The 21,840-nt window shown below is 49.4% G+C and carries 23 protein-coding genes and 1 tRNA gene; 20 read left to right on the plus strand and 4 right to left on the minus strand.

Features of this window, described 5'->3' with window-relative positions; translation table 11 throughout:
• The first annotated feature begins 43 nt into the window (after nucleotides 1-43).
• The 3 genes from ppk1 (at nucleotide 44) to KCG55_RS05100 (ending at nucleotide 4,854) form a co-directional block, all read left to right on the plus strand.
• Nucleotides 44-2,101: a polyphosphate kinase 1 gene (ppk1, locus tag KCG55_RS05090; protein WP_254323569.1), complete on the plus strand. Its 2,058-nt coding sequence runs from the start codon at nucleotides 44-46 to the stop codon at nucleotides 2,099-2,101.
• A 102-nt stretch (nucleotides 2,102-2,203) separates the two neighbouring features.
• Nucleotides 2,204-4,219, plus strand: coding sequence for a prolyl oligopeptidase family serine peptidase (locus tag KCG55_RS05095; protein WP_254323570.1), 2,016 nt, complete (start codon nucleotides 2,204-2,206; stop codon nucleotides 4,217-4,219).
• Nucleotides 4,220-4,638: 419 nt separating this feature from the next.
• Entirely contained in the window at nucleotides 4,639-4,854 is a 216-nt protein-coding gene (locus KCG55_RS05100; RefSeq protein WP_254321386.1) for an aminotransferase class IV, read from the plus strand.
• Nucleotides 4,855-4,898: 44 nt separating this feature from the next.
• Here KCG55_RS05100 and KCG55_RS05105 read toward each other — a convergent pair whose 3' ends face one another.
• Nucleotides 4,899-6,374 carry a DUF389 domain-containing protein gene (locus tag KCG55_RS05105; RefSeq protein ID WP_254323571.1) on the minus strand — a complete coding sequence of 492 codons (1,476 nt, stop codon included), beginning with the start codon at nucleotides 6,372-6,374 and terminating at the stop codon, nucleotides 4,899-4,901.
• A gap of 200 nt (nucleotides 6,375-6,574) precedes the next feature.
• On the opposite strand from KCG55_RS05105, the gene KCG55_RS10575 reads away from it, so the two are divergent.
• The 4 genes from KCG55_RS10575 (at nucleotide 6,575) to KCG55_RS05120 (ending at nucleotide 9,840) form a co-directional block, all read left to right on the plus strand.
• Nucleotides 6,575-6,700 carry a hypothetical protein gene (locus KCG55_RS10575; RefSeq protein WP_265511057.1) on the plus strand — a complete coding sequence of 42 codons (126 nt, stop codon included), beginning with the start codon at nucleotides 6,575-6,577 and terminating at the stop codon, nucleotides 6,698-6,700.
• Nucleotides 6,701-7,319: 619 nt separating this feature from the next.
• Entirely contained in the window at nucleotides 7,320-7,556 is a 237-nt protein-coding gene (acpP, locus tag KCG55_RS05110) for an acyl carrier protein (protein ID WP_003679644.1), read from the plus strand.
• A 162-nt stretch (nucleotides 7,557-7,718) separates the two neighbouring features.
• Nucleotides 7,719-8,966, plus strand: a complete 1,248-nt coding sequence (fabF, locus tag KCG55_RS05115; RefSeq protein ID WP_254323572.1) for a beta-ketoacyl-ACP synthase II — start codon at nucleotides 7,719-7,721, stop codon at nucleotides 8,964-8,966.
• Nucleotides 8,967-9,147: 181 nt separating this feature from the next.
• Nucleotides 9,148-9,840 carry a hypothetical protein gene (locus tag KCG55_RS05120; RefSeq protein WP_254323573.1) on the plus strand — a complete coding sequence of 231 codons (693 nt, stop codon included), beginning with the start codon at nucleotides 9,148-9,150 and terminating at the stop codon, nucleotides 9,838-9,840.
• A 55-nt stretch (nucleotides 9,841-9,895) separates the two neighbouring features.
• Here the strand turns inward: KCG55_RS05120 and KCG55_RS05125 are convergent, their stop codons facing one another.
• Both KCG55_RS05125 and KCG55_RS05130 read right to left on the minus strand, forming a co-directional pair.
• Nucleotides 9,896-10,225 carry a rhodanese-like domain-containing protein gene (locus tag KCG55_RS05125; RefSeq protein ID WP_254323574.1) on the minus strand — a complete coding sequence of 110 codons (330 nt, stop codon included), beginning with the start codon at nucleotides 10,223-10,225 and terminating at the stop codon, nucleotides 9,896-9,898.
• Between the two features lie 52 nt (nucleotides 10,226-10,277).
• Nucleotides 10,278-10,934, minus strand: coding sequence for a protein-L-isoaspartate O-methyltransferase family protein (locus KCG55_RS05130; protein ID WP_250601485.1), 657 nt, complete (start codon nucleotides 10,932-10,934; stop codon nucleotides 10,278-10,280).
• 183 nt (nucleotides 10,935-11,117) lie between these two features.
• Here KCG55_RS05130 and tpiA point away from each other — a divergent pair, with 183 nt between their 5' ends.
• The 5 genes from tpiA (at nucleotide 11,118) to KCG55_RS05155 (ending at nucleotide 13,496) form a co-directional block, all read left to right on the plus strand.
• Entirely contained in the window at nucleotides 11,118-11,891 is a 774-nt protein-coding gene (tpiA, locus tag KCG55_RS05135; protein ID WP_004519014.1) for a triose-phosphate isomerase, read from the plus strand.
• Nucleotides 11,892-11,898: 7 nt separating this feature from the next.
• Nucleotides 11,899-12,258 (plus strand): preprotein translocase subunit SecG, encoded by a 360-nt coding sequence (gene secG / locus KCG55_RS05140; RefSeq protein ID WP_003683944.1) that lies wholly within the window; start codon nucleotides 11,899-11,901, stop codon nucleotides 12,256-12,258.
• Between the two features lie 15 nt (nucleotides 12,259-12,273).
• A tRNA-Leu gene (locus tag KCG55_RS05145) sits at nucleotides 12,274-12,359 on the plus strand.
• A 90-nt stretch (nucleotides 12,360-12,449) separates the two neighbouring features.
• The gene (locus tag KCG55_RS05150) at nucleotides 12,450-13,007 is read left to right on the plus strand and encodes a UbiX family flavin prenyltransferase (RefSeq protein WP_004464450.1); all 558 of its coding nucleotides are present in this window, start codon (nucleotides 12,450-12,452) and stop codon (nucleotides 13,005-13,007) included.
• Between the two features lie 51 nt (nucleotides 13,008-13,058).
• Complete coding sequence (locus tag KCG55_RS05155; protein WP_254323575.1) at nucleotides 13,059-13,496, plus strand: pyridoxamine 5'-phosphate oxidase family protein; 438 nt, start codon at nucleotides 13,059-13,061, stop codon at nucleotides 13,494-13,496.
• 53 nt (nucleotides 13,497-13,549) lie between these two features.
• Here KCG55_RS05155 and ppk2 read toward each other — a convergent pair whose 3' ends face one another.
• Nucleotides 13,550-14,479, minus strand: coding sequence for a polyphosphate kinase 2 (ppk2, locus tag KCG55_RS05160; protein ID WP_049344984.1), 930 nt, complete (start codon nucleotides 14,477-14,479; stop codon nucleotides 13,550-13,552).
• A 167-nt stretch (nucleotides 14,480-14,646) separates the two neighbouring features.
• Here ppk2 and KCG55_RS05165 point away from each other — a divergent pair, with 167 nt between their 5' ends.
• The 8 genes from KCG55_RS05165 to atpA all read left to right on the plus strand — a co-directional run bounded on the left by KCG55_RS05165 (nucleotide 14,647) and on the right by atpA (nucleotide 21,823).
• Complete coding sequence (locus tag KCG55_RS05165; protein WP_254323576.1) at nucleotides 14,647-16,431, plus strand: bifunctional chorismate-binding protein/class IV aminotransferase; 1,785 nt, start codon at nucleotides 14,647-14,649, stop codon at nucleotides 16,429-16,431.
• A 101-nt stretch (nucleotides 16,432-16,532) separates the two neighbouring features.
• Complete coding sequence (locus tag KCG55_RS05170; RefSeq protein WP_254323577.1) at nucleotides 16,533-17,393, plus strand: ParB/RepB/Spo0J family partition protein; 861 nt, start codon at nucleotides 16,533-16,535, stop codon at nucleotides 17,391-17,393.
• Nucleotides 17,394-17,672: 279 nt separating this feature from the next.
• A complete protein-coding gene (locus KCG55_RS05175; RefSeq protein ID WP_254323578.1) occupies nucleotides 17,673-18,026 on the plus strand; it encodes an ATP synthase subunit I in 354 nt (117 codons plus the stop codon).
• A complete protein-coding gene (atpB, locus tag KCG55_RS05180) occupies nucleotides 18,016-18,882 on the plus strand; it encodes a F0F1 ATP synthase subunit A (RefSeq protein ID WP_254323579.1) in 867 nt (288 codons plus the stop codon). Before KCG55_RS05175 ends, atpB begins: the two co-directional genes overlap by 11 nt.
• A gap of 64 nt (nucleotides 18,883-18,946) precedes the next feature.
• A complete protein-coding gene (gene atpE, locus KCG55_RS05185; RefSeq protein ID WP_004519005.1) occupies nucleotides 18,947-19,183 on the plus strand; it encodes a F0F1 ATP synthase subunit C in 237 nt (78 codons plus the stop codon).
• Nucleotides 19,184-19,256: 73 nt separating this feature from the next.
• Nucleotides 19,257-19,727, plus strand: a complete 471-nt coding sequence (locus KCG55_RS05190) for a F0F1 ATP synthase subunit B (RefSeq protein WP_254323580.1) — start codon at nucleotides 19,257-19,259, stop codon at nucleotides 19,725-19,727.
• A gap of 4 nt (nucleotides 19,728-19,731) precedes the next feature.
• The gene (locus KCG55_RS05195) at nucleotides 19,732-20,265 is read left to right on the plus strand and encodes a F0F1 ATP synthase subunit delta (RefSeq protein ID WP_003683778.1); all 534 of its coding nucleotides are present in this window, start codon (nucleotides 19,732-19,734) and stop codon (nucleotides 20,263-20,265) included.
• Between the two features lie 10 nt (nucleotides 20,266-20,275).
• Complete coding sequence (gene atpA, locus KCG55_RS05200) at nucleotides 20,276-21,823, plus strand: F0F1 ATP synthase subunit alpha (protein WP_003683922.1); 1,548 nt, start codon at nucleotides 20,276-20,278, stop codon at nucleotides 21,821-21,823.
• Nucleotides 21,824-21,840 lie beyond the last annotated feature (17 nt).

Raw genomic sequence — 21,840 nt, forward strand, 5'->3', positions numbered from 1 at the left:
TTATACTTGATAGTCTTAATGACCGATGTTTCAGGAGTGAACCATGCCCGAGCAAAACCGCATTCTTTGCCGAGAACTCAGCCTGTTGGCGTTTAACCGTCGTGTACTGGCTCAGGCGCAGGATACGAAAGTTCCTTTGTTGGAACGTTTGCGTTTCCTGTGCATCGTGTCTTCCAATTTGGACGAATTTTTTGAAGTGCGCATGGCGTGGTTGAAACGCGAAAACAAATTGCGCCCTCATCAGCCGCTCGACAACGGCAAAACCGCGGCCGAAACCATCGAAGCGGTGGCGAAAGAGGCACAGGCCTTGATTCGCGAGCAGTACGATTTGTTTAACAAAGTATTGCAGCCTGCACTCAGCCGCGCCGGTATTCATTTCTATCGCCGCCACAAATGGACGGCCGCGCAGAAAAAATGGATCGAAAACTATTTTGACAACGAGCTGTTGCCCATTCTCACGCCCATCGGCCTTGATCCGTCACACCCATTCCCGCGCCCGTTAAACAAATCGCTCAACTTCGCCGTCGAACTCGAAGGCACGGATGCGTTCGGCCGTCCGTCAGGAATGGCGATTGTACAGGCTCCGCGCATTTTGCCGCGCGTCGTCCCCATGCCGTCTGAAATTTGCGGCGGTGATGCAGGCTTTGTGTTCTTGTCTTCGATTTTGCACGCCCATGTCGGCAAACTCTTTCCCGGCATGAAGGTTAAAGACTGCCATCAGTTCCGCCTCACGCGCGACAGTGATTTGACGGTCGATGAAGAAGATTTGAAAAACCTGCGTGCCGCGATTCAAAACGAGTTGCACGACCGCGAATACGGCGACGGCGTGCGCTTGGAAGTGGCGGATACTTGTCCGGCGCATATTCACGATTTCCTGCTTGCCCAGTTCAAGCTGACTTCTGCCGAGCTGTATCAGGTCAAAGGGCCGGTCAATTTGGTGCGCCTCAATGCCGTCCCCGATTTAGTGGACAGGCCGGATTTGAAGTTTCCGCCGCGCAATGCAGGCCGTCTGAAAGCCTTGCGCAAAAACGGCTCCGTGTTCAAACTGGTCAAACAGTCGCCGATTTTGCTGCACCACCCGTATCAGTCCTTCGATCCCGTCGTCCACATGATACGTGAAGCAGCAGCCGATCCGGATGTATTGGCCGTCAAAATGACCATCTACCGCACCGGTAGCAATTCCGAGCTTGTGCGCGCATTGATGAAGGCCGCGCTGGCGGGCAAACAGGTTACCGTCGTTGTCGAACTGATGGCGCGTTTTGACGAAGCCAACAACGTCAACTGGGCGAAACAGCTGGAAGAGGCGGGCGCGCACGTCGTGTACGGCGTATTCGGCTACAAAGTCCATGCCAAAATGGCTTTGGTTATCCGCCGCGAAGACGGTGTGCTCAAGCGTTATGCTCACCTCGGTACCGGAAACTACCACCAAGGCACATCGCGCATCTACACTGACTTCGGCATCATCACCGCCGACGAACAAATCACTGCCGATGTGAACACTTTATTTATGGAAATTACAGGCTTGGGCAAGCCGGGCCGTCTGAACAAGCTCTATCAAAGCCCGTTTACCCTGCACAAAATGGTCATCGACCGCATCAAGCAGGAAACCGAACACGCCAAAGCAGGCAAACCGGCGCGGATTACCGCCAAGATGAACTCCCTCATCGAGCCGAGCGTAATTGATGCGCTGTATCAAGCCAGCGTGGCAGGCGTGCAAATCGACCTGATTGTGCGCGGTATGTGTACTTTGCGTCCGGGTGTAAAAGGCTTGTCCGAAAATATCCGCGTCTGTTCCATTATCGGCCGCCAACTTGAACACTCGCGCGTGTATTGTTTCCATAACAACGGCGCAGACGATACCTTTATCTCCAGCGCCGACTGGATGGGGCGCAACTTCTTCCGCCGCATTGAAGTCGCCACACCGATTACCACCCCCGAACTCAAAGAACGCGTGATCCGTGAAGGTTTGGAAATGGCCTTGGAAGACAATACCCAAGCTTGGCTGATGCAGCCTGACGGCAGCTATGTCCGCACCCAGCCGCAAGACGGCGAGCCTGCGTTTGGTTTGCAGGAAGGTTTGTGGAAAATATACGGACGTTGAGTTGAATAATGTCTCAGGCCGTCTGAAACGCAGGTTTCAGACGGCCTTTTTTGATTTTGCCGTTATAATTCCGTTTCCCAATCTTTCAGACGGCCTTTTCCTATGAAATCTTACCCCGATTCCTATCTTCATTTTGAAAACCTCGAATCTCCCGAAACGCAAGAGTTTGCCGCTGCGGCGCATGCCGAAACGCGCGCCCGTTTTTTAGAAAACGACAAGGCGCGCGCATTGTCCGACGGCATTTTGGCTCAGTTGCAGGATACGCGGCAGATTCCGTTTTGTCAGGAACACCGCGCGCGGATGTACCATTTCCATCAGGACGCGGAGTATCCGAAGGGCGTGTACCGCGTGTGTACGGCGGCGACTTACCGTTCCGGCTATCCTGAGTGGAAAATCCTGTTTTCAGTGGCGGATTTCGATGAATTGCTCGGCGACGATGTGTATTTGGGCGGCGTTTCGCACTTGGTGGAAAAGCCCAACCGCGCGTTGTTAACACTGAGCAAATCGGGCGGCGATACGGCGTACACGCTGGAAGTGGATTTGGAAGCAGGGGAGTTGGTAGAAGGCGGTTTTCACTTTCCGGCAGGCAAAAACCATGTGTCGTGGCGCGATGAAAACAGCGTTTGGGTGTGTCCGGCTTGGGACGAACGCCAGTTGACCGAATCAGGCTATCCGCGCGAAGTGTGGCTGGTGGAACGGGGCAAAAGTTTCGAGGAAAGCCTGCCGGTGTATCAAATTGCCGAAGACGGCATGATGGTGAACGCGTGGCGTTATCTCGATCCGCAGGGTTCGCCGATTGATTTGATTGAAGCGTCCGACGGTTTTTATACCAAGACGTATTTGCAGGTCTCAGCCGAAGGCGAGGCGAAACTGTTAAACTTGCCCAACGATTGCGACGTAGTCGGCTATCTGGCCGGACATCTTTTGCTGACGTTGCGAAAAGATTGGAACCGCGCAAACCAAAGCTATCCGAGCGGCGCGCTGGTGGCGGTGAAGCTGAATCGGGGCGAACTCGGGGCGGCGCAGCTTTTGTTTGCGCCCGATGAAACGCAGGCATTGGAAAGCGTGGAAACGACCAAGCGTTTTGTGGTGGCGAGCCTTTTGGAAAACGTACAAGGCCGTCTGAAAGCGTGGCGCTTTACTGATGGCAAATGGCAGGAAGTCGAGTTGCCGCGCCTGCCTTCGGGTGCGTTGGAAATGACCGACCAACCGTGGGGCGGCGACGTGGTGTACCTTGCCGCCAGCGATTTCACCACGCCGCTGACGCTGTTTGCGCTGGATTTGAACGTGATGGAACTGACCGTCATGCGCCGTCAGCCGCAGCAGTTTGATTCAGACGGCATCAACGTGCAGCAGTTTTGGACGACTTCGGCCGACGGCGAGCGCATTCCTTATTTCCACGTCGGCAAAAACGCCACGCCCGACACGCCGACTTTGGTTTATGCCTACGGCGGTTTCGGCATTCCCGAATTGCCGCATTATCTCGGCAGTGTCGGCAAATATTGGCTGGAAGAGGGCAATGCCTTTGTATTGGCAAACATCCGTGGCGGCGGCGAATTCGGCCCGCGCTGGCATCAGGCGGCGCAGGGAATCAGCAAACACAAAAGCGTTGATGATTTGCTTGCCGTCGTGCGCGATTTGTCCAAACGCGGCATGAGTTCGCCCAAACACATCGGTTTGCAGGGCGGCAGCAACGGCGGCCTGATTACCGCCGCCGCCTTCGTGCGCGAACCGCAAAGCATCGGCGCGCTGGTGTGCGAAGTACCGCTGACCGACATGATCCGTTATCCGCTGCTGTCCGCCGGTTCAAGTTGGACGGACGAATACGGCAATCCGCAAAAATACGAAGTCTGCAAACGCTGGCTGGGCGAATTGTCTCCGTATCACAATCTTTCAGACGGCATCAATTATCCGCCAGCGCTCATTACCACCAGCCTCAGCGACGACCGCGTCCATCCCGCCCACGCGCTCAAGTTCTACGCCAAACTGCGCGAAACCTCGCCGCAATCTTGGCTCTACTCACCTGACGGCGGCGGCCATACCGGCAACGGCACCCAACGCGAATCCGCCGATGAGCTTGCCTGCGTGTTGCTATTTTTGAAAGAGTTTTTGGGGTAGAAGCAAGCAGCAGGACTGACCGTTTTGTAAAGTTGAGAAACAAAATACTCTTGTTTCGGCAAGTGAAAAGAAGGCCGTCTGAAAAACGAATATTAAAGTTTTTCAGACGGCCTTCTTTTCTTTTAACTTTCAACATATCCCGATAAAATGGACACTTTGTAAGTGATCATTGATGGAAGACGCAATTATGGCAACCGAACCGAAAAATTATACACGATTTAGAAATAATTTCAAACAAAACAATATATTAAAACTCAAACAAATCTTTCCCGAAGTCTTTTGCGAAGACCAAATCGACTTTGAGAAACTCAAACTCGTCCTTGGCGCAGAAAACCTTGCCGGTGTGGGCGAATGTTATCAACTCGATGCTGTAGAAACTAGTAGCGTTGTTTACAGTATTTCCAGGAGAATACTGAAACATGAACATGCACAAAAACACCCGTCTCCCCCCGTCTCTGGATTTGGATATCCTCAACGGCATCATGCGCCAAGCCGTGTTGCAGCAGCTGCAAACCTACTTGGGCGCGGACACCATCATCGAAACACACATCACCCGCGACATGCTCGAACGCGCAGAAAAAATCCGCCTCTCCAACGCCTTGAGAGGCGTGTTTGAGGCGGATTTGGTGTACTAGGAACAATCAATGATTTCTCGGAAATGGATAAAGCCTGAAGGCGATTATTCGTTAGACGGTTTATCTGTCTGAGACGGTTTATCTGTCTGAGGCTTGTGCGTTTGCAATATGCGCACTACCTTACCCTCATAACGCTGGCGTAACCACGCCTGCATCCGCTCGTAATCTTTGGCAGGTAGTGGCTGCTCCAATTCGAGAGAGACAATGACGATATCGTCATATGTATCTGTCTTCGGTTCTGCGTTTTTTTGGCTTTCAGACTGTTCGGAAACAGGCGTTGTTTGCGCTTTATTCCAAGCCAAGCCGCGTCCGACAATGATTTTTTCCGCTTCCGGATATTGGGCTTTTAATTCCTTAAGTACCGCTGCATCGTCGATGTCGGAGGCTTTGCCTGCCAGTACGGTATCGATATAGGCCTGTTGCTCTTTCAGCTCATTTTGCTGCTGAACCGGGTTGTTTTGGCTTGCCAGCAATTCTTCGATTTTGGCATTGTCCCCTCCCGCATAGACCACGTTGACCTTCGGCTCTTTCACACCTGACGCTTCAAGGCTTTTCACCAGCAAGGCGGAAATTTTCTCGGCATTGCCCGTTCCATTGACAATCAGATCGACTTTATTTTCTCTATAGTTCAACATCTTACGCAGTACGAAAAAACCTTCCTGTTGCTTCGCAGTGGCAATGGCAGCATTGGCTCTGGTGTTGAAGATTTCCTGACTCACCAGTCTTGATGCCATATATCCGCTCGGAATCATCACTGTCAACACTACGGCTGTGATAATAATACGGTGTAGTCTGCGTTTGGTCTCACTTACCAGCCCCCTGCGCGGCAGCTTGAGCAGCTTGGAAAACAACAAGGTCGCAAAAGCGATGAATACGCAGTTGATGGCAAAAAGATATGAAGCACCGAGAAAGTAGTGCCAGTTGCCATGTGCCAGTCCGTAGCCCGCAGTACACAGGGGTGGCATCAATGCGGTAGCAATCGCCACACCCGGTATGGCATTGCCTCCCTCTTTTCGGGTCAGCGCCACAATACCCGCACTACCGCCGAAGAAGGCAATCAACACATCCCAAAGGGTCGGCTGAGTACGCGCCAAAATCTCGCTTTGCGCCTCTTTAAGCGGGGTTAACAGGAAATACAACGTAGCGGTAATCAAACTGATGACGATGAACACAATAATATTGCGTGCTGCTTGGCGGATCAGTGCAGTATCGCCTACCGCGGCACCGTAACCCATACCGACGATCGGCCCCATTAACGGGGAAATCAACATCGCCCCGATCACTACTGCCGTGCTGTTTACATTCAAACCGATACTCGCCACGGCAATGGCAAACATTAATACCCACATGTTAGGTCCAGATACCCGCGTATTGGCACGGATGGCAGCATCGATTTTGTCAGGATGAGCTTGGTCATGTGCAAGGTTGAACACATCTTGCAGTTTGGTCATGGCACCATTGTCTTCTTGTTTCTGCTTTTCTTGTATTTCCTGATTTTTACTTTCTTCCTGATCTTGCATATGCGTATCCTAAAGTTTTAATAGTTTATTTTAAACATCTAATTCATAAAGAATTTTTGAGTAATGAAATAATGCCTTGCCATTACGGCTAAATCTGACAGGCACACTTCCCACAATTTACAATATATTAGCATACGTCCGCAAACTTTTCCTCCGTTAGATGAAGGAAGGGCAAAGTTGCCGTTACAGCAAGCCGTAACGTGGGCTTTACCCACGAGATGAATGCCAAAATGAAAGTCTATGTGACTGTTGTCGGATTTAGTTGTTGGATGGTGGATTTCGTGGGCAAAGCCCACGCTACTTGGGTTATCCCAAATCTGCCTTGATTGAATAAAAGGTCGTCTGAAAATGAACGCGAACGGGTTTCCCTAACACCCAAATCCCAAAGTTTTCAGACGACCTTATTTTTGCCTGCAACCTGCCCCCTCTCCCGTCTCGCGGGAGAGGGCTGGGGAGAGGGTGGCTCTGCGGACTGTACGAATTTGATTTGACCTAAACTCCAAAAGCCACCCCAATCCCAACCTTCCCCCGCCGGACGGGGGAAGGGACAAGTTCCGTTGCAACAACGAGTAGCGTGGGTTCTACCCACGATATAAATGCAAGAATAACCGCTAAATTCAAATTGTGGACAACAGGCTCGCGGACGAGGCCCACGCTACTCATTAACTTCCAAGCCCCCATTAATCTCATAAAAAGGTCGTCTGAAAACGGGGAAATCAGTTTTCAGACGACCTTTCCGCTTATTAACTTATTGATACCAAAGAAAAACAAATTCCCGCTTGTAGGTTAAAATCAGCCTATGCTAATATGCGCAACAACAGGTTTTTCCAGAATAATCTGTGCTAAAATGTAGGATTAGATGGAAAACTCTATCCGAATTCGGTACAATACCGACGAATTATTTCTCTTAAACAACCTGCCGCAAGGCGAAAAGGAACGACTGACATGTCAAACATCGAACAACAAGTTAAAAAAATTGTTGCTGAACAACTGGGCGTAAACGAAGCCGAAGTGAAAAATGAATCTTCTTTCCAAGACGATTTGGGTGCTGACTCTCTGGACACCGTAGAACTGGTGATGGCTTTGGAAGAAGCTTTCGGCTGCGAAATCCCTGACGAAGACGCTGAAAAAATCACTACCGTACAATTGGCTATCGACTACATCAACGCCCACCAAGGCTAATCGGTCGCACCAAACATCCAGCCTCTGCTGCGCCATCGCAATAGAGGCTTTTACCTTATTATTAAACCCCTGAAATTTCAGACGGCATGAGTTTTGCCCGTTTTCACGAAGAAAATAAGCAAGGCTGCCGCGAAAATCCCGACAACCAACAGCGAGATTATCATGAGTCAGAGAAGAGTAGTCATCACAGGTCTTGGCCAAGTATCACCGGTCGGCAACGACGTCGCCACCGCATGGAGCAATCTGCTCGCAGGCAAAAGCGGCATCGGACGGATTACCCGCTTTGACGCATCCGACATCAACAGCCAAATCGCCGGCGAAGTGCGCGATTTCGACATCGGCCAATACATCAGCGCGAAAGAAGCGCGTCGTATGGACGTGTTCATCCACTACGGTATTGCCGCCGCCCTGCAGGCCATTAATGATTCAGGCTTGGACGATTTGGAAACCCTCGACAAAGACCGCGTCGGTGTCAATATCGGCTCCGGTATCGGCGGCCTGCCGAGCATCGAAGCGACCGGCAAAGCCGTTATCGAAGGCGGCGCGCGTAAAATCAATCCTTTCTTTATCCCAGGCTCGCTGATTAACCTGATTTCCGGTCACGTAACCATCCTCAAAGGCTACCGCGGCCCGAGCTACGGCATGGTTTCTGCCTGTACAACCGGCGCACACTCCATCGGCGACTCTGCACGATTGATTAAATACGGCGACGCAGACGTTATGATTGCCGGTGGCGCAGAAGGCGCGATCAGCACTTTGGGCGTTGGCGGTTTTGCCGCCATGAAGGCACTTTCCACCCGCAACGACGACCCTGCTACCGCTTCCCGTCCATGGGACAAAGGCCGTGACGGTTTCGTTATCGGCGAAGGCGCAGGCGTGCTGGTGTTGGAAGAATTGGAACACGCGAAAAAACGCGGTGCGAAAATTTACGCCGAAATTGTCGGCTTCGGCATGAGCTCCGATGCCTACCACATTACCGCGCCTAACGAAGAAGGCCCTGCATTGGCCGTTACCCGGGCCCTGAAAGATGCCGGCCTGAATTCTGAAGACGTAGATTACGTCAACGCACACGGTACATCGACTCCTTTGGGTGATGCCAACGAAACCAAAGCCATCAAACGCGCTTTGGGCGATCATGCGCGCAAAGTCATCGTTAACTCCACCAAATCCATGACCGGCCACTTGCTTGGCGCAGCCGGCGGCGTGGAAGCGTTGTACAGCGTGTTGGCAGTACACGAGCAAAAATCTCCACCGACCATCAATATCTTTGAACAAGACATTGAAGCCGGTTGCGATCTGGACTACTGTGCCAACGAAGCGCGTGACGCGAAAATCGACGTTGCCATCTCCAATTCCTTCGGCTTTGGCGGTACCAACGGCACATTGGTATTCAAACGCTTCAAAGACTGATAGAAGGTTGTAAGTAGATTAAAAGGCCGTCTGAAACTTGGTTTTCAGACGGCCTTTTTTATTTTGAAAGCTAAATATTCTTGATAATCTGTATCATTTGTATAAAAATACCGATTCCTATCAATATCGCCCGGATTTTATCGGGTAATCAACCCAATTACATTTTTATCAGGAGTCTGCAATGAAAACTATCCGTATTCTGGCATTGGCCGCCGCACTGGCCGCCGTGCCTGCATTTGCGTCTGATTTCGGCCATGAACAGGCATTGACCATAGACGGCAAGCCCGCCCATCTGGCAGAAACTTCAGCCCGTATTTTGGCAAACGAAACCCTGACTGCGCCGCAACTGGTCGAAGACATTACCGACGGATTGGGTTCGAATAAAATTCCGGGTTATAAATTGATGATTATGGGCCGCACTTATTCGGTGGCGGCAGAAACCAAACCGCCGAAAGAGGGCCAAATTCAGTGGCGAGACAATACGTTTATTCATCGCGGCGTAAAACTGTTTGTCGGTATTCCGGTTAAAAACGGTAAGATGGATTTAGCGTCTGCCCGGTTGATTAATATCGGTGTGGTTGACGACAACGGTGGTGCTGCGCCTCATGATGAGGGTGAAAAAATCCGCCCCGTCGGCAAACAGCTGATGTCTCCCGATACCAAAGTGGAAAATGTGAAACTCAATATTGCCAAACTGACGTTGCCAAATATGAAATTAGGCGAGACCAGTGGCGGTGGTGTGAAATTGGAAGCATCGGCAACATTGGACGGTAAACCGATACAGACCAAAATCGACAGCACTTTCTCCCGCTTCTATTCTGCCAAACCGGCGGCTACACGGCCGTTTATGGCAGATGCACGGTTTGTGAAATAATTGCAAAGGCCGTCTGAAATCCAGTTTCAGACGGCCTTTTATTGATAAAACCGATTCAATACCGCATCATTTTGCTGTCTACCTGCATTGCCCAAGCATCAATACCGCCTTGCAGGTTGTAGAGGTTTTCAAATCCGGCGTCTTCCAAATACATTGCCGTGTGCAGGCTGCGGATGCCGTGGTGGCAGTAAACGACGATGGGTAAATCGTCATCGGGCAGCTCGTTTTGGCGCAGAGGGATGAGGTTCATCGGGATATGAATGGCGGCGGGCAGGGCGCAGATGGCGCGTTCTTCATCGGTGCGGACGTCGAGCAGATGAAATGCGCGGCCTTCGTCCTGCCATTGTTTCAATTCGGTGGGCGAGAGTTGGATGATGTCGGTCATAGGGTCGGGTATGAAAGGATGAGGCCGTCTGAACTTTCAGACGGCCTGTTGTTTAAAAATCGAAATCGCCGAACGGATTGGCCGATTTGTCTTCCAAGTGTGCTACGACGGTGTCGAACAATACCTTTTCGGAAAACTCATTACCGTTGCGCGTCAGCAAAAGCGCGCGTTGTACCGGTTTGCGGCCGACGATGACCACCATACGGCCGCCGTCTTTCAATTGCTCTTTCAGAATTTCAGGTATGCTGTCTACTGCGCCGCCCACATAAATCGCATCAAAAGGAGCGCCTTGCGATGCTTCGGTCAGGCCGTTGTTTTGCACATAATCGACGTTGGTAAAGCCCAATTCGTCCAAAACTTTTTTGGCGCGTTGCTGCTGCTCGGCATCGATGTCGTCGGTCACGACTTTACCGGCCAGTTTGGACAGCAGGGCGGTTGCATAGCCTGAGCCTGTACCGATTTCTAAGACGGTTTCGTCTTTTTTCAGTTTCAAACCTTGAGCCAGGCGGGCAACGACTTTGGGTTCCAACATCTTATGACCGTTGGTCAGCGGCAGCTCCATATCCGCATAGGCCAAACCTTGAAAAGCCTCGCCGACAAAATGTTCGCGCTCGATCTCCTCCAAAGCATCCAAAATGTCGAAGTCCAAGACATCCCACGGACGAATCTGCTGTTCAACCATATTGAAACGCGCTTTTTCAAAGTCCATATTTGTGCTCCGTTCAATTCTTAATTTTATCGAAGCATACATTATAAATCCTTGTTGGAGAGTGTGCCATCTTTCAGACGGCCCCAGAGGCTTGTTAATAATTGCCAAGCGCACATATATCCACTAAACTTTCACATTACACGACGCTACAGCAAGCAACAACCAACACACGGAGCAATAAAGATGTATCACCAAATCGGAATGTGGGACCAAAAATGGGTTATCGGCAACTGGAAAATGAACGGCCGACTCCAAAATAACAATGCGCTTATGCACCGCTTCCGTGTCATGCCAACCGCAGAACGCGTGTTAATCGGCTTGGCCGCTCCGACCGTTTATCTGTTGCAACTGCACAACGCCATGCAGATTGTTTTGAATAACCGCATCTTGACCTGTGCGCAAGACGTGAGCCGTTTCCCGAATAACGGCGCGTACACCGGCGAAGTGTCCGCCGAAATGCTTGCCGACATCGGTACGGACATCGTCCTCATCGGTCACTCCGAGCGCAGCCTTTATTTCGGTGAGAAAAACGAAATCCAACGCCGCAAAATGGAAAACGTCCTCAATGTCGGCCTGATTCCATTGTTGTGCGTCGGCGAAAGCTTGGAAGAACGCGAAGCCGGTAAAGAACACGAAGTCATTGCCCACCAGCTTTCCATCCTGCAAGGTTTGAACACCAAAAACATCGCCGTTGCCTACGAGCCGGTTTGGGCGATCGGCACAGGCAAAGTTGCCACCGTCGAACAAATCGCCGACATGCACGCATTTATCTATAAAGAAATCTTGTCTTTGTGCGGAAGCGATGTTAAAATCCGCGTTCTTTACGGCGGAAGTGTGAAAGCGGATAACGCGGCCGACATCTTCGCAGTACCTCATGTAGACGGCGCATTGGTCGGCGGCGCGTCATTATCATATGACTCCTTTACCGCCATCATCAACGCAGCACAAGCCTCGTAGAAAACATATGGAAGCCTTTAAAACCCTTATCTGGATCATTAATATTATTTCCGCTTTAGCCGTAATCGTGTTAGTATTGTTGCAACACGGTAAAGGCGCGGATGCCGGCGCAACGTTCGGTTCCGGCAGCGGTAGCGCGCAAGGCGTATTCGGTTCTGCCGGTAACGCCAACTTCTTGAGCCGTTCGACTGCCATTGCTGCAACATTTTTCTTTGCGACCTGCATGGCGATGGTGTATATTCACACCCACTCCAGTAAGCACGGTTTAGACTTCAGTGATGTGAAGCAGACCCAGCAAGCTCCTAAGCCTGCAACGCCTGCACAAAACAATACAACTCCTGTTGCTCCGAATCCTCAGCAGCAGTAAGACAATTTGATTTATGCCGACATGGTGGAATTGGTAGACACGCTATCTTGAGGGGGTAGTGGCCGTAGGCTGTGCGAGTTCAAATCTCGCTGTCGGCACCACATTAGAAAATCTAACCGCTTTTTAGCGGTTATTTTTTCGTCTTGAGAATCTGCCTTTCATTTATCTTTAGGCCGAGACAGGGAAATACAATGAAGCGTTTGGTTGTCGGCATCAGCGGTGCCAGCGGTTTTCAGTATGGCGTGAAAGCTTTGCAGCTTTTACGTGAGCATCAGGTAGAAACGCATTTGGTGGTTTCGCAAGGGGCGGAGATGACCCGCGCTTTGGAAACGGATTACACCAAAGAAGACGTTTATGCTTTGGCAGATGTCGTGCATTCTGTCCGTAATGTCGGGGCAAGTATTGCGAGCGGTTCGTTTTTGACGGATGGGATGTTGATTGCGCCGTGTTCAATGAAAACTTTGGCTTCGGTTGCTCATGGATTTGCTGATAATTTGCTCAGCCGTGCGGCGGATGTAACATTGAAAGAGCGGCGCAAACTGGTGTTGATGGTGCGTGAAGCGCCGTTAAACTTGGCGCACATTGAAAATATGCGTCGCGTGACAGAGATGGGCGGCATTGTGTTTCCTCCCGTTCCGGCTTTATATCAGAAGCCTGAATCCATCGAAGATATGATTACACACAGTGTCTCTCATGCTTTGGACTTGTTCGGTATCATTCAAAACGATGTGCCGCGCTGGCAGGGCTGATATTTCAGACGGCCTGAGTATAAGTTACGACTGAGAAGGAAGATAAAAACCATGCAAACAATTCCTGCCAATATAGTGAAGTTTTTGAGCAATCATCATGTCGTCAGTATTGCTGCTGCTGCGGAGGAGGGCGAAGTTTGGGCGGCTTGCTGTTTTTATGTGTTTGATGAGGCGAATGCTCGATTGATTGTGCTGACTTCTTTGAAAACGAAGCATGGCGGAATGATGAGCCGTTCTGCCAAAGTAGCCGGTACCATTGCCGGTCAACCTGACAGCATCGCAAAAATCAGTGGCATTCAGTTTGCGGCGACTGCCGCTTTGATTGAGGATGAAGCGGATTTTAAAGCGGCGCAGTCTTTGTATTACAAAGCGCATCCTGCTGCTCGAGTGATGAAAAGCGATGTTTGGGCATTGAATTTGGACAGTGTGAAATTCACTGACAATAAATTGGTATTCGCACAAAAAACTTACTGGAATCGCGAGGATTAAGAAAAGGCCGTCTGAAAGATGAAATTTCAGACGGCCTTTGGTAATGTTACAAATTAATCGTGTCCGAGATCGACAGTTTTTTCTTTGTGACGTGTATCGGGAACCAAAACAATTTTCTCGTCCACTTTACCGATGGCTTTCACGTCTTTGCCCGGATAGTCCAGCTGATGCAGGAAGTAGCGGATACAGTTCAAACGTGCACGTTTTTTGTCGTCGGAACGGATGATGACCCAAGGCGCGTCGCCGGTGTGGGTGTGGAAGAACATGGCGTTTTTGGCTTCGGTGTAGTCGTCCCAGCGGTCGAGCGACTGGATATCCACTGGAGACAGTTTCCAGTGTTTCAGCGGGTCGTCACGACGGGAGATGAAGCGACGGAGTTGTTCTTCACGGGATACGGAGAACCAGAATTTGAACAGATGGATGCCGCTGGCAACAAGCATACGTTCCAATTCAGGGGTTTGGCGCATGAAGAGCAGGTATTCGTTAGGTTCGCAGAAGCCCATTACGCGTTCTACGCCGGCACGGTTGTACCATGAGCGGTCGAAGAATACCATTTCGCCTGCGGTCGGCAGGTTTTGGATGTAGCGTTGGAAATACCATTGGCCGCGTTCGGTAGTGGTTGGTTTCTCCAAAGCAACCACGCGCGCGCCACGCGGATTCAGGTGTTCCATAAAGCGTTTGATGGTACCGCCTTTACCGGCTGCGTCGCGGCCTTCAAACAGGCTGACGATACGCTGACCGGAATCTTTAACCCAGCTTTGTACTTTCAACAATTCGATTTGCAGCTTCTGTTTTTCTTTTTCGTAAACAGAGCGGCGCATACGTTGTTTGTACGGGTAGTTGGCAGGAAGCGGTGCGCTGCCGGAATCTTCGTCAGTGCCGCGTCCTTCGTGTTCCAAAACAGCCTTTTCGAATACTTGCAGCTGGTCTTGTTTCTCGCCCAGTTCAACATTCTCGAACGGTTCTAATTGGTGGTCTGCCATAAAGTCTCCTTATCGATTAAGTTTTAAATGATATGGTGTGGTATGACTTGATTTTACCTCTTTATGCTGTGTTAGCCTACATAAAATTACACATAAGCGATTTTTTCTGACTTGTTTGATAATTTTTGTAAAAACAGCGTATAATCAGCCTATTTGTATAATACATCATGCCTTATTTCGTCCTGTTCGACGATGCGTTAAGCGGTCGTGCAAAACTCTATCAAAATCATGTGGAAAGCTGCCTTTTTCATCATAACGAACTGGCGTCGTTGGATGATGTTTTGCAGGCAGGCTGGAAAAAAGGCCTGTATGCAGTGTTGTTTGCAGACTACGAATTCGGATTGCCACTGATGGAGATTTCATCCGCGCGCAGTGGCAATTTGCGTTTGCACTGGTTTGCCGATTGTTCCGAAATCGATGCCGAAAGCTGGCTGGCCAATCATTCAGACGGCCTTGAGGCAGGCATCTCCACTCCCCGATTCTCCGTATCCGAAGCCGATTATCTCGAGCATATCAACCAAATCCACGAAGCCATCCGCCGCGGCGATACCTATCAAATCAATTACACCGCACGTCTGCACCTGCAATCTTACGGCAATCCGATTCAGCTTTACCGCCGCTTGCGCCAGCCTGTGCCGTATGCCGTTTTGTCTTGTCTGCCCGACGGGGCAGGGCAGGACACGTGGACTTTGTGTTTTTCTCCCGAACTTTTCCTCAAAATTGATTCAGACGGCCTGATCACAACCGAGCCGATGAAAGGCACTGCGCCGATTCTTCATGACGGACAAGATGAACGCCGCGCCGTTGAATTGCAAAACGACCCGAAAAATCGCGCTGAAAATGTGATGATTGTCGATTTGTTGCGCAACGACCTCGGCAAAATCGCGCAAACGGGCAAAGTACGCGTGCCTGAACCGTTTAAAGTTTCCCGTTTCGGCAGTGTTTGGCAGATGACCAGTGCCATCGAGGCGCAGGCGCTGCCTGATGTTTCGGTTGCTGATATTCTCCGTGCAGCCTTCCCGTGTGGCAGTATTACCGGCGCGCCCAAACGAATGAGTATGCAGATTATTGAGTCCCTTGAATCCGAACCGCGCGGTTTGTACACAGGCAGCATCGGCTTTTTGCATCCGTGTGAGACGGGTTTGGGATTTGAAGGCGTATTTAATGTTGTGATTCGTACCTTATCCCTGAAACCGGTTTCAGACGGCCTTTATCAAGGCGTTTATGGTGTGGGTTCGGGGATTGTGATTGATAGCGATCCTGAAGCCGAATATCGCGAGTGTGGTTGGAAAGCGCGTTTCCTTAATGACTTGCGGCCTGATTTCGGTATTTTTGAAACCATGCGCGTGGAAGACAAACAATGCCGTTTGCTTGATTTGCATTTAGGCCGTCTGAACAGCTCGGCGCAAGCACTCAACCTGTCTTGGCCTCAAAATGCAATAGAGCAAATTCAACACTATATAGATGCGTTACCAAGTGGATTATTTAGAGTCAAAGCTGCTTTGTTTTCAGACGGCCTTGAATTGAGCCATGCGGCTGTTTCTGAGTTGGATGGGAAACAATACGTCATCTTGAGTGAACACACATTAAGCCAACGCGATTATCTGCGCCGTTTCAAAACCACGCGCCGTGAAATTTTTGACCAAGCATGGAAAACGGCAGAAGAGCAGGGCGCATTTGATAGTCTGTTTTTCAATTCAGACGGCCTTTTGTCAGAGGGCGGAAGAAGCAATGTGTTCGTCAAATATCAAGGACAATGGTTCACGCCGTCTTTGGATTTGGATATTTTGAACGGGGTAATGCGCCAAGCGGTATTGAGGCAACCGCAGCTATATTTAGGTGCGGATACAATCAAGGAAACCCACATCACGCATGCCATGTTGGAAAATGCGGAAGAAATCCGCTTAAGCAACGCTTTAAGGGGCGTGTTTGCGGTTTCGCTCCGTAAATAAATGGCACTAGTCAAATCATCGTGATTCAAATTGTCGTAAAGCGGCAATATCCGATAGAATACGTCATTTCAACAATGAGGCCGTCTGAAAGGGAAAACAATATGGCAAAAGCAAAAGTTGGATTGGGACGCGGTTTGGATTCGCTGATTTCCAATGCAGTGGACAGCAGCAGTAGCGACCGCCTGACAACGGTTGCCATCTCCGATATTCAGCCCGGCCGTTATCAGGCGCGTGTGCAAATTGATGATGAAGCTTTGCAGGAGTTGGCCGATTCCATTAAAGCGCAAGGCATTATCCAGCCGGTTATCGTACGCGAACGTGGTCTGTCTCAATATGAATTGATTGCCGGCGAACGCCGTTGGCGCGCTTCCCAGTTGGCCGGTTTGACCGAAATTCCCGTCGTTATCAAAACCATCAGCGACGAAACCGCGTTGGCCATGGGTTTGATTGAAAACCTGCAACGCGAAAACCTGAATCCGATTGAAGAAGCGCAAGGTTTGAAACGCCTTGCCGACGAATTCGGCTTGACTCATGAAACCATCGCAAAAGCCGTCGGTAAAAGCCGTAGTGCCATCTCCAATAGCCTGCGCCTGTTGAGCCTGCCCGAGCCGGTTCAGGAAATGCTTTATCAACGCCGTCTGGAAATGGGTCATGCCCGTGCGTTGTTGACCTTGCATGTGGTTGACCAATTGGAGTTGGCGCAAAAAGCTGTCAAAAATGGTTGGTCGGTGCGCGAGGTGGAGCGCCGCAGCCAGTTGGCGCATCAAAAAGCCAAGCCCGAAGCAGCCAAAACCATCAGCCCGGATATCCGCCGCATCAATGATGCATTGACCGAGCATTTGGGCGTTAATGCCGAAATCAAAACCAGTAATCAGAAAAAAGGCAAAATCGTGCTGCATTTTGATACGCCGGAAACATTCGAATATTTGCTGAAACAGTTAGGCATCAATCAAGAGTTTTAATGGTTTTATAAACAGAGGCCGTCTGAAAAAAGTTTTTCAGACGGCCTGAATTTTTGATAAAAGGACTGGTCGTACAGATGTTTACAATACAAATCAAAATCTTCTGTAAAATCTGTGTAGCAACATGTAATTTGTGTTAAACTCCGTTCCTGCAAAGATTTGTTTTATATGTGTTAATCATTTATCTGTGAAAGGTTCACAAAGATTAACATATTGCTTGACGTTAACAAACTTCTTGATTATATTAATTTACCTTGCGTTTTTTGGGTGTGAAGTACAATGAATCAGATAGTCCCATTGCAAGTAGTTGTATTGTTAATAATTTCAGTTGTTTGTGCATTATTTTCCGGATTGCCCGGCTTCCTCTCTGCTTTGGCGGGAGGATTTTCGTACATTTTGCCTACCTTGGTTGCAGTTTTACTTTTAAAGTTTTCCCGACAAAATCCCGATCTGCAAAGTTCGATGTTTATCGGCGGAGAGGTTTTAAAAGTAATGCTGTCGCTGGCATCTATGTTGGTCGTTTTTGCGATATGGCATCGATCACTGGTATTTTACCCATTTTTATTGGCGTTTCTTGGCGTCAGTCATTTGGTTTTTTTAGTATTATTGAGAGTGAAACACTATGGCAGGTGAAACTATGACCGCTGCCGACTACATCAAGCACCACTTGCAAAGCTTGACCAGTATGTCGGATGTTACTCAAGGTCAAGGACTGAAAAACATCGCTGATTTTTCGTTCATTAACCTTGATGCAATCTTTTTTGCTGTTCTGTTGGGCGTAATCGGCAGCTTCCTTTTGTGGCGTGGTGCCAAAAAAGCAACTGCTGGCGTGCCCGGCCGTTTTCAAGCGGCTGTTGAAATTTTGTTCGAATTCGTGGATAACATGTGTAAGAGTATTATTCATAACGAACAATCGCGTAAAGCCATTGCGCCTTTGGGTTTGACCCTGTTTGTCTGGATTTTCCTGATGAACGCCATGGATATGTTGCCGGTTGATTTGCTGCCGATGGCATGGCAAGGCATTACTGGTAATCATCATGCACTGTTGCGCGTTGTACCGACTGCTGACTTGAATACGACTTTGGCTTTGGCAATTGGCGTATTGTTGGTATGTATTTATTACAATATCAAAATCAAAGGCTTTGGCGGTTGGATTCACGAGTTGTTCTGCGCACCTTTCGGTCCGTGGCTTGCTCCGGCCAACTTCCTGCTGAACTTGGTAGAGTTTTTGTCCAAAACCGTATCCCACGGTATGCGGTTGTTTGGTAATATGTATGCTGGCGAGCTGGTGTTCCTGTTGATCGCTCTGTTGGGCGGTGCATGGGCGTCAACCGGTAGTGTCGAAACTTTGGATCCAATTTTATTTGTGTTCCACCTGATTGCCGGTTTGGCTTGGGCGATTTTCCACATTTTGGTCATCACCTTGCAGGCATTTATTTTCATGGCGTTGGCGTTCGTATATATCGGACAGGCGCATGATGCACACTAATCAAGTAGTTTTTTTGTAGTTTGTTTTTTGTAGTTTAACCTTTACTATTTTAAGGAGTTTAAAAATGGGTTTGATTGCTATCGCATGTGGTTTGATCGTTGCCTTGGGCGCATTGGGTGCCTCTATCGGTATTGCAATGGTTGGTTCTAAATACTTGGAATCTTCTGCTCGCCAACCTGAGCTGATCGGTCCTCTGCAAACCAAACTGTTCTTGATCGCTGGTCTGATCGACGCGGCTTTCTTGATCGGTGTGGCTATTGCCCTGTTGTTCGCCTTCGTTAACCCGTTTAGTGGTGCGTAATCAAGACGGAGCGATCCGTTCAGATACAGGCTTGTCGTCTGTTTGATTAACCCAGATACGAAGGTTAAGTAACGTGAATATTAATGCAACCTTATTTGCGCAAATTCTGGTTTTCTTTGGCTTGGTTTGGTTTACGATGAAATTCGTATGGCCTCCGATTGCCAAAGCGTTGGATGAGCGTGCCGCAAAAATCGCCGAGGGCTTGGCTGCTGCCGAGCGCGGTAAGAGCGATTTTGAGCAGGCAGAGAAAAAAGTTGCAGAACTTATGGCCGAAGGGCGTAATCAGGTAACCGAAATGGTTGCCAACGCCGAAAAACGTGCTGCAAAAATTGTAGAAGAAGCCAAAGAGCAAGCTTCTCATGAAGCAGCACGCATTGCAGCCCAAGCAAAAGCTGATGTGGAGCAAGAAGTTAACCGTGCGCGCGAAGCATTGCGCGAACAGGTTGCTACACTGGCTGTTAAAGGTGCGGAATCTATCTTGCGTAAGGAAATTGATGCTTCCAAACATGCAGATTTGCTCAGTACCTTAAAACAGGAGCTGTAATCTTATGGCAGAGTTCGCAACGATTGCCAGACCTTATGCGAAAGCATTGTTCAGTCTGGCTCAGGAAAAAAACCAAATCGAGTCTTGGTTGGGCGAACTGAAAGAACTCGCAGCGGTTGTTCAAGATGAGAAAGTCATTGCTTTCATCGAGCAACCGGAAACGGGAGCTTCCGAAAAAGCAGAAACGCTCAAAGGTCTTGTCGGTATCAAAAATGTCGAATTGGCAAATTTCATTACCGTTTTGGCCGAGCAAAAGCGTTTGCTGGTATTGCCGGAAATTTATGCCCAATATCAAGATTTGACCTTGATACACAACAATACGAAATCGGCAGTAATTTACAGCGCGTATGAACTCAGTTCTCAGCAGCTGGCCGATGTTACCGATATCCTGACAAAACGCTTCAACAGCAAATTGGATGTGGTAACTAAAGTTGCCCCTGAATTAATTGGCGGCATCAAAGTAGAAGTGGGTGATCAGGTCTTGGATTTGTCCGTACAAGGCAAACTGAATGCTTTGTATGCGACTATGACAAATTAGGAGAGTTTTCATGCAGCTTAATCCTGCTGAAATTAGCGATTTGATTAAAGCCAAAATCGAAAATCTGTCCGTCGATGCAGAAGTGCGTACCCGTGGTACCGTTGTTTCTGTTACAGACGGCATTGTGCGCATTCATGGCTTGTCAGACGCGATGCAAGGTGAGATGCTCGAATTCCCCGGTAACACTTTCGGTCTGGCCATGAACTTGGAGCGTGACTCCGTTGGTGCCGTAGTGTTGGGTGAGTACGAACACATTAAAGAAGGCGATACAGTTACCTGTACCGGCCGTATTTTGGAAGTGCCGATCGGTCGCGAACTGGTTGGCCGCGTAGTTGATGCATTGGGTCGTCCTATCGATGGTAAAGGTCCAATCAACACAACATTGACTGCTCCAATCGAAAAAATTGCACCAGGTGTGATTGCGCGTAAATCGGTTGACCAACCAATGCAAACCGGCCTGAAAGCCATTGACTCTATGGTTCCGGTTGGTCGTGGCCAACGTGAGTTGATCATTGGTGACCGTCAAACCGGTAAAACTGCCGTAGCACTGGATGCCATCGTTAACCAAAAAGGTACAGGCGTTATCTGTATTTATGTGGCTATCGGTCAAAAAGCATCTTCTATTGCCAACGTAGTACGCAAATTGGAAGAGCATGGCGCGATGGAACACACTATCGTAGTTGCTGCAACTGCTTCTGAAGCCGCTGCACTGCAATACATCGCTCCTTACTCCGGTTGTACCATGGGTGAATTCTTCCGTGACCGTGGTGAAGATGCACTGATCGTATACGATGACTTGTCTAAACAAGCCGTTGCATACCGTCAAATTTCCCTGCTGTTGCGCCGTCCACCTGGTCGTGAAGCATATCCTGGCGACGTATTCTATCTGCACTCCCGTTTGTTGGAACGTGCGGCTCGCGTCAGCGAAAACGAAGTTGAAAAACTGACCAATGGCGAAGTAAAAGGCAAAACCGGTTCTCTGACTGCGTTGCCAATTATTGAAACCCAAGCCGGTGACGTATCAGCATTCGTACCAACCAACGTAATTTCGATTACAGACGGCCAAATCTTCTTGGAAACCGACTTGTTCAACGCCGGTATCCGTCCTGCAATCAATGCCGGTATTTCTGTATCGCGCGTGGGTGGTGCAGCACAAACCAAAGTCATCAAAAAACTGGGTGGCGGTATCCGTTTGGCGTTGGCACAGTACCGTGAATTGGCGGCGTTCTCGCAATTTGCTTCCGATTTGGACGAAGCAACACGCAAACAGCTGCAACACGGTGAAGTGGTTACTGAATTGATGAAACAAAAACAATTCAGCACATTGAACACTGCCGAAATGGCATTGACTTTGTGGGCGATCAATAATGGTTCTTATGCAGATGTTCCGGTATCCAAAGCCTTGGCTTTCGAAGCAGAATTCTTGAGTTTCGTACGTACGCAACATCCTGAGGTTCTGGAAGCGATTAATGCATCAGGCGCAATGTCTGACGAAAGCGAAAAAGCATTGACCGAAGCCATGAAATCTTTCAAATCTTCTTACGCTTACCAAGCATAAGTATTGAAATGAAAGGA

It is taken from the genome of Neisseria subflava (assembly GCF_024205745.1).
Lineage (GTDB): Bacteria > Pseudomonadota > Gammaproteobacteria > Burkholderiales > Neisseriaceae > Neisseria > Neisseria flavescens_B.